Source organism: Kitasatospora sp. NBC_00039, from assembly GCF_045160625.1.
Taxonomy (GTDB): Bacteria; Actinomycetota; Actinomycetes; order Streptomycetales; family Streptomycetaceae; genus Kitasatospora.
Genome location: NZ_CP108289.1, coordinates 7,580,096 through 7,590,081, shown reverse-complemented (window position 1 = coordinate 7,590,081; position 9,986 = coordinate 7,580,096). Strand labels below are relative to the sequence as shown.

Annotated in this window: 9 protein-coding genes; 2 read left to right on the top strand and 7 right to left on the bottom strand. The window is 74.5% G+C overall.

Going from position 1 to position 9,986, the window contains the following annotated elements; genetic code table 11:
* Nucleotides 1-67 precede the first annotated feature (67 nt).
* From OG286_RS33785 to eccB, 7 genes are all read right to left on the bottom strand, one after another.
* Nucleotides 68-367 carry a hypothetical protein gene (locus OG286_RS33785; RefSeq protein ID WP_396321112.1) on the bottom strand — a complete coding sequence of 100 codons (300 nt, stop codon included), beginning with the start codon at nt 365-367 and terminating at the stop codon, nt 68-70.
* Nucleotides 360-806: a YbaB/EbfC family nucleoid-associated protein gene (locus tag OG286_RS33780; protein ID WP_405358901.1), complete on the bottom strand. Its 447-nt coding sequence runs from the start codon at nt 804-806 to the stop codon at nt 360-362. The genes OG286_RS33785 and OG286_RS33780 overlap by 8 nt, the downstream gene beginning before the upstream one ends.
* 138 nt (nt 807-944) lie before the next feature.
* Nucleotides 945-3,251, bottom strand: a complete 2,307-nt coding sequence (locus OG286_RS33775; protein WP_396321109.1) for a hypothetical protein — start codon at nt 3,249-3,251, stop codon at nt 945-947.
* Nucleotides 3,252-3,352: 101 nt separating this feature from the next.
* On the bottom strand, nt 3,353-3,712 hold the full coding sequence (locus tag OG286_RS33770; RefSeq protein ID WP_396321108.1) for a hypothetical protein: 360 nt from the start codon (nt 3,710-3,712) through the stop codon (nt 3,353-3,355).
* A 20-nt stretch (nt 3,713-3,732) separates the two neighbouring features.
* Entirely contained in the window at nt 3,733-4,032 is a 300-nt protein-coding gene (locus OG286_RS33765; protein ID WP_396321107.1) for a hypothetical protein, read from the bottom strand.
* 36 nt (nt 4,033-4,068) lie between these two features.
* On the bottom strand, nt 4,069-4,395 hold the full coding sequence (locus tag OG286_RS33760) for a hypothetical protein (protein WP_148646267.1): 327 nt from the start codon (nt 4,393-4,395) through the stop codon (nt 4,069-4,071).
* A 90-nt stretch (nt 4,396-4,485) separates the two neighbouring features.
* Complete coding sequence (eccB, locus tag OG286_RS33755) at nt 4,486-5,940, bottom strand: type VII secretion protein EccB (protein WP_405358904.1); 1,455 nt, start codon at nt 5,938-5,940, stop codon at nt 4,486-4,488.
* Between the two features lie 276 nt (nt 5,941-6,216).
* Between eccB and OG286_RS33750 the strand changes: the two genes are divergently transcribed.
* The gene (locus OG286_RS33750; RefSeq protein ID WP_405358906.1) at nt 6,217-9,069 is read left to right on the top strand and encodes an AfsR/SARP family transcriptional regulator; all 2,853 of its coding nucleotides are present in this window, start codon (nt 6,217-6,219) and stop codon (nt 9,067-9,069) included.
* A 41-nt stretch (nt 9,070-9,110) separates the two neighbouring features.
* Nucleotides 9,111-9,944, top strand: a complete 834-nt coding sequence (locus OG286_RS33745; protein WP_405358908.1) for an MBL fold metallo-hydrolase — start codon at nt 9,111-9,113, stop codon at nt 9,942-9,944.
* The last annotated feature ends 42 nt before the right edge of the window (nt 9,945-9,986 follow it).

Sequence of the window (9,986 nt, the reverse complement as noted above, 5' to 3'; positions counted from 1 at the left end):
GTCGGTACTCCTGGCGGTTCGTGGGTCGGGGCTACGGCGGCGGCCGGTGCCGGACGGGCGGCGCGCGTCAGACCACGCTGTTGGCGTCCTCGTTGGCGTTGGCGAACAGGGCGGCCGCGTGCTGTCCGCTCGTTCCCGCGCTGTTGAGCGTGTCGCGCACACCCTTGATCAGCGAGTGCAGGATCTGGGTGGGTGCGTCGGCGTTCTTGTGGTAGGTCTTCCCGATGTCGTCGTTTCCGGCCGAGTCCCGGTTGAACTCGTCGATCGCGTCGGCCCTCGTCCCCATGAGGTCGACGAGGTCCGACATGTCGGGGAACTTGGCGAACGCGGCGTAGAGGTCCGCCATGGCGGTGAGCTGCCTAGCCACGGAACTCCTCCTGCCGCTCGCGCCTGCGACGCTCCTCCGCGGCCGCGTCGGCGTGGCCGGGCCGCATCGAGCGCAACGGCTCCAGCAGGTCGTCCAGTTCGGTCCCGCCGGTCATCGAGCTGCGCAGCATCTCGCCCAGCCCGCTGAAGGCGCTCATCCCCTCGATCACCCGCTCGCCGATCTCGGCCCGGGCGGTGTTCAGCACCTCGGTGAGCACCCGGCCCAGCTCGGCCGGCGCCATCGAGCGGTAGGCCGAGGTGTGGAAGGTCAGTGAGACCACCTGCCCCTGCGCCCCGACCACCGCCGTGACCATCCGGTCCTTGGAGGTCGCCGAGGCGGTGGCCGCCTCCAACTCCTTGGCCGTCGCGGCCATCTGCGCCTGTTGCTCGGCCAGTGTGGCCATCGCCTGTTCGATCTGCTCGGCGTACGAGAACGACATCGCCGGCACCTCCGTCTCTTCCCGTGGCGTGTTCCGGGCCCCACGGGGGCAGGACCCGGAACACGCCGGCTTGTGGGTCGTCCGTTCCGTTCTACGGACGGACGCGGCCCGGAGGTTCGGCCGGTCGCGGGAATCCGCTCAGCGGCCGATGACCCCGGTCACGCCACCGGCGTCGGTGCCCCAGACCTCCTCGTCCTCGGCCAGCCAGGTGGTGCGCTGCCGCTCCTTCTCGCCCTGGCCGGCCGCACCGCCGGCGCCGCCCGGCGGCGGCATCATGGGTGCGCCCGCTCCGCCGGTCGTGGAGACCCGGCGGCCCATCAGCTCGGCCTCCTCCGCGGCGGTCGCCGCCGCGGCCCGCTGGGCGGAGGCGCCCCGCAGCGCGGCCGTCTCCTCGGCCATCGCCGCGGCGCCCTTGGCGACGCCCAGGGTGGTGGCCATCTTGCCGCCGACCCCCAGCGACGGCGGACCGGCGGCCGCGATGCCGCCGCTCGTCCGGAGTCCCGAACCGCCACCCGGCGATTCGCCGAACAGGTCGGTCCCGGTGCCGGTGCCACGCAGGCCGCCCGTACCGCCCGTCCCGAACGTCTCGCCCAGCCCGCCCAACGAGAGGGGCAGACCGGTGTATCCGCCCGTCCCGCCGCCGCCACCGCCGCCCATGAACACGCCCCCGGTCGAGCCGCCGGTGTACACGCCGCCGCGCGAGGCGAGCGCCTGCTCCTCGTCCGACAGCAACTGTTCCAGCGGCGACACGGGCCGCCCGGCAGCGTCCCGGACGATGCCGTCCTTGTCGATGGTCGAGTCCTTGCCCAGCACGACCGGGTTCCCGTTCGCGTCGCGCAGCTTGGCGCCGTCCGGCCCGGTCACCGTGCCGTCGCCGTTCACCTTCGACCCGACCGGGACCTTGAAGACGCTCCCGGTCGGCGTCGGCTGCCCGATGGTGGTGCCCGCCGGCACGTGGCGGGGCTTCCCGTCCGAGCCCAGCAGCGGCTTGCCGTCGGGCCCGATCAGCTCGCCCTTGTCGTTGACCTTGGTACCGGGCGGCACGGTCAGGGGCTTGCCGTCCTTGCCCAGCAGCTGCTTGCCGTCCTTGCCGAGGAGCGGCAACTGGCCGTTGCCACCGCCGATCCCGCCGATCCCGCCGGTGCCCTTCCCCCCGCCGATGCCGCTGAGATCGCCCTTCGTGGGGGGTGGCGGGCCGATGTCGGCCTTCGGCGGCGGAGGGAGACCCCCTCCCTTGTCCCCGCCGCCGAGATCCGGTCCCTTGCCGCCGTTCGATCCGTCGCCTCCCGCCCCGGGCGGGGCGTCCGGACCGGTCTTGGGCGGCTGCTCGGTCGGCAGCGTGATCGTCGGTGCGGTGAAGGTCCCGAGGTAACCGCTCGTGGTGTTGTAGAGCGGGGTCAGGGCGAATTTCGCGTTGACTGCCGCCCAGTCGAGCTTTTCCACGATCCAGCTTTTCCACTTGTCGACGGCCGTCGTCTCCAGCCAGTCGATGAAGCCGTCTCCCGCCATGTCGGTGGGCGGCACGAGTGCGCCGGTCTTGGCGGTACTGCCTTTCGCAACACCAAGAGCGAGTGCGAAATCGGCCTGATAATTGGCGTTGAGGGTGGGTATCACCTGGGCAACCCCGACGGAGAACGCGTACCGTATGCAGGCGTGCGGCCAGAGCCACGATTCCGGGACATCCGGGTGCGTTTCCGCCTGGAGTACCCAGCTGCCGGTGCCCTCGTACGCGGGCTTGCCTCCCCAGGCGGTGTAACCGTCCATGTAGAGGCTCGCCACCGCGCTGTGCAACCCGTCACGAGCCTTTTCGAGCTGCTTCGCGATGAGGTCGCCGTCCCCGCCGAGCCGGATGTGAAGCTCCTCGAACTCGCCCCTCAGCCCGACCAGGACCTCCTTGAACCTGCCGGCCGCGCTGCCCTGGAACTCACTGCCCGCACCGTCGACGGAGTCGGCCCACGCCTGGATCTTCGCCCGCTGGTCCGCGATCCATTTGTCGAGGGTTCTGATACTCGCAGCCGCCGTGGTGAAACTCTTCTCGCTCGTCTTGTCGTTGGCGAGGACGTTGCCCCACAGCAACGGGCCCAGGACGAGGTCCGCGTTCCGCCTGAAGCTGCCGAAGGCGCTGTACGTGGCCCCCGCGGTCGGTTCGTCCCAGAACGGCCAGTTGCAGGTGACGCCGAGGAGTGTGCTGTACTCCGTTGCTCCTGACTTGGTGGGGTAGACCCACTCGGCCCACATGTCGTAGCCCGCGACGTCCTCGCTACCGACCTTGCCCTTGACCTTCCGCAGGTCGTTGGTGGCCTTCGGAGCCGTCGTGAGCTTGTGGCCGGTGATCCACTTCTGGGCCGTCACGGCATCGCGGTCCGTGATACTGGTGTGGTCGGAGCCGGCGAAGGCCCTGATCATCTCTTCCCAGGGGTACGACTTCGAAGGCGCTTCTGCCATGGTTTCATCCCGGTGAGTCGGAGCGGGTCGGGGCGGGTCGGGGCGACTTCACAGCAACGGGCCGGGCGGGCTCTCACCCTCGCCCGGCCGCTGGTGATTCGTCAGATGGTCGTGGGCGAGCCCGTACCGCCCATCAGGTCCTTGAGGATGTCCAGCATCTGCGCCTCCGTGAGGGAGTCGTGCTCCCCGTCGCCGAGCTTGCGGCTCGCCCTCCACAGATCCATCCTCAGGAGGTCGATGTCGCCATGGAGCTTGCCGACGGCTCCGATGACACTCGTCCGGTACTCCTCGTAGGCCTTCTTCAACGAAACGGCCGGAGCGAACGAGTCGCTCCCGGGGAGCAGCGGCGGAGTGTTGCTCTGATCAGCCTTGTAGCTGTTCACCTCCACCCCGAACTCGAACAGCTTGGCCGCGAATTCCTCCAGGCCGGGGAGCGAGACCTTGATGGTTTCGCTGCTCATGCGCGCTCACTCCCTCGCTGCTAGTGGAACCCCTTCGAGGCGTCCGAGTCCGACTGCTGCATGATCTCGTGCATGGTGTTGAGCGTCCTGGCCGCGGCGGCGATGTCCTCGTCCATCTGGCGCTCGTTGTTGGACACCACCCGGGCGAACTCCTCGAACGCGGTGGCCGCGGCGCCCTGGAAGTGGCCGCCGTCGATCACGTTGCTCAGCTGCTTGACCAGGGTGTCGAGATTGCCCGACATCATGGACCCGGCCTTCTGGAGCTCCTGGACCGCCTGGGCCACCGTCTCGTGGTGAAGCTGGATGTTTCCGAACTGCATCGGTGTACTCCTCTCGATGTTTCTTCCAGCAGGCCGTCAGGCGCCCTGGAGCCCGTCGTAGATGCCGTCGGCGGCGTGCATCCTGGCGTCCTCCTCGGCCTGGCTGAGGATCTGGTTCGCACCCTGGGTGCTCTGCACGAAGTGCTCGAAGGCCCCGATGACCGTGTTGTACCGCTGCATCCAGTCGTCGATCTTCGCCTGGAAGGTGCTGCTCGCCCCGGAGATGTAGCCGGCGGCGACCTCCTCCTTGATCCGCTCGACCGTGCGGCCGGCGGTCACCATGTTCTCGATCTGCGTCTCCAGGCTCGCGAGGACCTGGCGGATCGCCTCGTCTTCCTTGACCAACATGGGCGGGGTGGACATCGCTGGTGCTCCTTCCTTCTGCTCACGGGGCCACGGGTGCGGCCCCGCACACGCGTCATCAGGGTCAACGGGTGCTCTGCGCGGGCGGGTTCACCCGCACGCCGAAGAACCCGGGCCGGTCGTCGGCGCGGCCACGACGCCGTCGGCCAGCGCGGCCGGGTCGAGGGCCGGACCGGCGGGCAGCAGGCCGAGGACCGCGGCCGGAACGGCCACCGGGGCGGCGTTCGCGTAGCCGAGCTGCTTGACTGCGGCGGCGGACGGCAGCGGGTACTTCACGCCGCCCTCGGTGACCAGGTAGGCGGTGCTGCCCGTGCCCGCGCCGGACAGTGACCGGACCAGCGCTCCGCGGCCCGGTGGGACGGCGATCCGGTCGGCCACCGGGCAGCCGGCGGCCACGCCCGGCTGGACGGCCGGGGGGCGCCCCGCCGCCGCCTCCGCCCCCGGCAGCACGGTGACGGTGCCGGTCGGTGCGCCGGCGCCCGCGTGCAGGTCGGCGCAGACGCCTTCGCCGCGCCCGGGCACGACCAGGGCGGGCGGCGCTTCGGGCAGGGCGGGCGGGGCGGCGGCGGGTGCCTTGTGGGCGGAGAGGTCGGCGGCCCCGATATCCGCCACCGTCGGGGCGGCGTCGCCGTAGGCCTCGCTCTGGGTCCGCGGGTCGCCGCGCAGCAGCTCGAACTGGGTTCTGGTGAGCGGGGCGAGGCCCTCCGCCAGGAGGACGTAGTGCGCGCCGCCGGGGGTCTGGAAGAGCTGGCCGGTCCGGGTGGCACGGCCCGCGAGGGCCGGCCCGGTCCCACCTCGCCCGGGGACGGCCGGGGCGGCCAGGTCCGGCCCGGCGGGCAGCGCGTTGACCAGGCCGGCCTGGACCGGGAACGGCACGGTGCCGCCGTAGCCGAGCGCCTGCAGTGCCTGGTTGGCGGTGTCGACGCGCAGCCGCTGGCCCTGCCAGAGCAGGTGGACCGTGCCGTCGGGCGTCGAGACCAGGACACCCTGCGCCGGGGCGAGGGCCTTGCCCTCCTTCGACGGGTCCACCAGCAGCGCCAGCTTCGGGACGACCGGGCTTCCCGGGCCGTTCGGCCCGGGCTGGGTGGTGCCGCAGACGAGCCAGGTGGCACCGGCCAGTTGGGCGGCGGACGGCAGTCCGTCGGGCGCGCCGAGGATGCCGACCGGGCCGCCGCGCGGGGCGCTCTCCAGGGAGTCGCGGCCGACCTGTCGGACCGCCATCTCCTCGCCCGCCACCAGCTTGGCGCTGGTGTCGTTGAGCACGGGGTGCAGCTGCCCGCCGAGGTAGAGGTAGCGGGCGCCGTTCTCCTTGACCACCACGAGCGTTCCGGGTTTCGCCCACTCGGCGTCACCGCCGGGTTTCATGACTCCGTAGACGGCCACGCCGAGGCCGATCAGCACGGCCACCGCCAGCCCGGTGAGGGCTCCTCTGGTGGTGCGTCCGGTGGGGGTGTCGGGCGCGTCGGGCTCGGCCCGCAGCATTCCGGAGGCGAGCCTGTTCATCACGAACAGGTGTGCCTGCACCTGGTCGCGTCGGGACTGCATCCAGTTCCTCCCTGGAGCTCCGGGGCGCCGGACCGCGCCCCCACCCCGCTGTACGGCCCCGGCAGGCCGGGAAGTTCACCCGGGCCACCGGGCGGGCGCCCGGTCTTCTGATCGAGCCTCTGCCTCAGGTGAGGCCGGACCGCGGCCCACCCCCGCCGGACGAACGGCCGCTCCCCCGGCGAACGGCGGGTGCCCCCGCCGGCCTACCCGCCGGTAGGCTTCCCCTCGCCGTGCGGGGCGGCGGCGGGACCAGCACGGCTGAGGGTGACGGGGACCATGGAGATACGGCTGCTCGGCCCGGTCGAGCTGTGCACCGCGGACGGCGAGGCCCTCGCGGTGGGCGGCGCGCAGCGGCGGGCGGTGCTCGCCCTGCTCGCGCTGGAGCTGGGCCGGGCGGTGCCGGTCGAGCGGTTCTTCGAGCTGCTCTGGGGTGACGAACCGCCGACCCACGCGAAGGCGGCGCTGCAGGGCCACATCGCGGCGCTGCGCAAGCTCCTGACCGGTTCGGGCTTCACTCTGCTCACCCGCGCGCCCGGCTACCGGCTCACCGGCGACCCCGGCGCGGTCGACGCGGTCGCCGCCGCGGAGCTGGCCGCGCGAGCCGCGGGGACCACCGACGACACCGCCGCCGCACTGCTCCGGCAGGCGCTCGGGCTCTGGCGGGGCGCCGCCCTCGCCGGCCTCCCGGCCACCCCGCTCCGCGGCGCCCTGGCCGACGGGCTGGACGACGCCCGGACCGGGGCCCTGACCGCGTGGGCGCGGCGGCAGCTGCGCCTCGGGCAGGGCCACACGGCCGTCCCCGCGCTGGAGCAGGCCGTCCGCGCGGACGGCCTGTCCGAGCCCATGACGGCCCTGCTGATGCGCTGTCTGCACCAGAGCGGCCGCAGCCCCGACGCGCTCCGCGTCTACCACCGCTCCCGCGTGCGGCTGGGCGAGGAGCTGGGCGTCACCCCGGGTCCCGCGCTGCAACAGGCCCTCGCCGAGGTCCTGGCGGCCGACCGGGCCGCCGACCGGGCCACCGACCCACCCTGCCGGCCCACCGCAGCACCCGGGGGGGCCGCCGGGAAACCCGGCCCGCCCACGGTTCCGGTGGCCGGCCGGCTGCCCGCGCCGCCGCGCGGTTTCGTCGGCCGCGACGCCGAGGACGACTGGCTGGACCAGCAGTGCGGGCCGGAGCGGACCGGGGACGGCCTGGCCGTGGTGGCCGGCCCCGCCGGCGTGGGCAAGACCGCGCTGGTGGTGCGCTGGGCGCACCGCGCCGCGGCGGGCTTCCCGGACGGCCGGCTCTTCGCCGACCTGCGCGGCTTCGACCCGGCCGGCCCGGGCGACCCGGGCCAGGTGCTGGGGAGCTTCCTGCGGGCGCTGGGCCTGCCCGAGGCGGCGATCCCCGAGGACCGGGCCGCGCGGGCGGCGCTCTTCCGGGAGCAGACCCGGCACCGCCGGCTGCTCGTCGTCCTGGACAACGCGCGGTGCGCCGACGACGTCGCCGGCCTGCTGCCCTCGGGGCCCGGCTGCGCCACGGTGGTCACCAGTCGCAACAGCCTGGAGGCCCTGGTGGTCACCGACGGCGCCGCCCTGTGCCAGCTCGCCGCCCTGCCGGCCGCCGACGCGTACCGCCTGCTGGAGCGCGCGCTGACGGCCGAGCGCCTGGCGGCCGAGCCGGAGCCGGCCGGGCGGCTGACCGAGCTCTGCGACCGGCTGCCGCTGGCCCTGCGGATCGTGGCCGGCCGCCTCGCCGCCCGCCCAGGCCGGCCGGTCGCCGACCTGGTGGCGGAGCTGACCGACGAGCGCACCCGGCTGGCCGCCCTCGGCACCCCGGGCGGGGCGGCCGGCGTCCGGACGGCGCTCTCCCTGACGTACCAGCACCTGCCCGAGAACGCGCGGAGCCTGCTCGCCCTGCTGGCCGTGCACCCGGGGGCCGAGGTCGACCCGTACGCGGCGGCCGCCCTGCTCGGCTCGGACGCCGACGGGGCCCGGCACGCGCTCGGCCCGCTCACCGCCCACCACCTGCTGTCGGAGCCCGCGCCCGGCCGCTTCGGGCGGCACGACCTCGTCCGGCTCTACGGCGCGGAGCTGTTCGACCGGCTCCCCGCCGAGCGGCGGCGGCAGGCGTTCCGGAGCCTGGTCGACTACGAGCTGGTCGCCGCCGGCCTGGCGGTGCGGCGGATCAACCCGCTTCACGAGCCGTTCCGGCCGGAGGGGCCCGGGCCGCGGGCGCTGCCACGGCTCGGTGGCGTCCCGTCCACGCTCGCCTGGTGCCACGCCGAGGAGCCGGTGCTGCGCGCCCTGGTGTCGGCCGCCACCGACCGCGGCGAGTACGAGCGCGCCTGGCGTCTGGCCCGGGTGACGGCCACCCTGTACTACGGCGCCGGGCGGGTCTTCGACCGCCTCGCCTGCCTGCGGATCGGGTTGCGGGCCGCCCGGCTGGACGGCGGCCGGGAGGGGCTCGCCGCCATGGAGGCGGCGACGGCGTGCGCGCTCGGCTCCACCGGGCGCGTCGCCGAGGCGCTGCCGCTCGCCGCGCAGGCCGTCGCGCGGACCACGCCGGACGACGGCGACCTGCACGTCCACGCCCTCTCCGTCCGCGCCTCGATGACCGCGCTGTCCGGCGACCCGGCCGGCGCCGACCGGCTCTCGCAGGCCGCGCTCGCGCTGATCCGGGCGAGCGGGCCGAGCGAGCACGCCGCCACCGTGCTCAGCAACGCGGCGGCCCTCAAGGTCGTCCTGGGCGAGCCCGTGGCCGCGCTGGAGCACGCCCGGGAGACGCGCGCCCTGCTGGCCGGCAACCCGACCGCCAACGCCCACCTCTGGGCGATGGTCAGCGAGGCCCTCGCCCTCCGGGCACTGGGCGAGCGGACGGCGGCCGAGCGGGTCTGGCGGGAGGCCCTGCGCCTGTGCGGATCGACCGGGAACGTGCGGCTCCACGCCCTGACCCGGCGCCACTTCGCCGAGTTCCTGGCCGGGACGGGCCGGGCCGCCGAGGCCCGCGAGCACCTGCGGGCGGCGGGCGAGCTGTACAGCGCGCACGGGGACGTCCGGCCGGCCGAGGAGCTGGACCGGCTGCTCTCCCGGCCGCCCGCCGGCGCGGCCGGCGGCGCCCCGGCCCACGACCACCTGCGGACCGCCTGAAGCAGCTGCGCGGCACCCGTATCCGAACCCCCGGAGGCAAGATGACCATCCACCACCTGGACTGCGCCACCATGTGCCCGCTCGGGGGCCGGCTGCTGCTGGGCAGCGGCGGGCCGCTGGTCGGGCGGCTGTCGGCGCACTGCCTACTGGTGGAGGGCGCGCAGGGGCTCGTCCTGGTCGACACCGGGTTCGGGACCGCCGACGTCGCCGACCCCCGCCGGCTCGGCCGCGCGCTGCTGGGGGCCGTCCGCCCCCGGCTCCAACCCGCCCGCACCGCCCTGCACCAGGTCCGCGCGCTCGGCCACGACCCGCGCGACGTCCGCCACATCGTGCTGACCCACCTCGACCCCGACCACGCGGGCGGGATCGGCGACTTCCCGCACGCCGAGGTGCACGTCCTGGCCGACGAACTACGGGCCGCCACCGCGCCGCCGACCCGCGGCGAGCGGGACCGCTACCGCCCCGTCCAGTGGGCGCACGGCCCGCGCTGGGCGGAGCACCGGGCGGACGACGCCACCGAGGACTGGTACGGCTTCCGCGCGCTCCCCGTACTGCCGCGCGAGGTGCCCGGCCTCCTGCTGGTCCCGCTGGCCGGGCACACCCGGGGCCACTGCGGCGTCGCCGTCCGGGACGCGGACGCGGACCGCTGGCTGCTGCACTGCGGCGACGCCTACTTCTCGCGCGCCGACACCGATCCCGCCTCGCCGCGCAGGCCCCCCGTGCTGAGCGCCTTCCAGCGGATGATGGCCGTGGACGGCCGTGCCCGCCTGCAGAACCGCGAGCGCCTGCGCGAGCTGCGCCACACGCGCCAGGACGAGGTGGAGCTGATCTGCGCCCACGACACCGCCGACTTCGACCGCTTCGCCCGGGCATAGGCGGGCCGCCCGGGCACAGGCGCGCCGGCCGGGGCGCCCTGG

What these genes read in the sequence shown, in the direction of transcription:
- OG286_RS33780 (WP_405358901.1), bottom strand. Translation starts at nt 806, where the DNA reads ATGTCGTTCTCGTACGCCGAGCAGATCGAACAGGCGATGGCCACACTG.
- OG286_RS33775 (WP_396321109.1), bottom strand. Translation starts at nt 3,251, where the DNA reads ATGGCAGAAGCGCCTTCGAAGTCGTACCCCTGGGAAGAGATGATCAGG.
- OG286_RS33770 (WP_396321108.1), bottom strand. Translation starts at nt 3,712, where the DNA reads ATGAGCAGCGAAACCATCAAGGTCTCGCTCCCCGGCCTGGAGGAATTC.
- OG286_RS33765 (WP_396321107.1), bottom strand. Translation starts at nt 4,032, where the DNA reads ATGCAGTTCGGAAACATCCAGCTTCACCACGAGACGGTGGCCCAGGCG.
- OG286_RS33760 (WP_148646267.1), bottom strand. Translation starts at nt 4,395, where the DNA reads ATGTCCACCCCGCCCATGTTGGTCAAGGAAGACGAGGCGATCCGCCAG.
- eccB (WP_405358904.1), bottom strand. Translation starts at nt 5,940, where the DNA reads ATGCAGTCCCGACGCGACCAGGTGCAGGCACACCTGTTCGTGATGAAC.
- OG286_RS33750 (WP_405358906.1), top strand. Translation starts at nt 6,217, where the DNA reads ATGGAGATACGGCTGCTCGGCCCGGTCGAGCTGTGCACCGCGGACGGC.
- OG286_RS33745 (WP_405358908.1), top strand. Translation starts at nt 9,111, where the DNA reads ATGACCATCCACCACCTGGACTGCGCCACCATGTGCCCGCTCGGGGGC.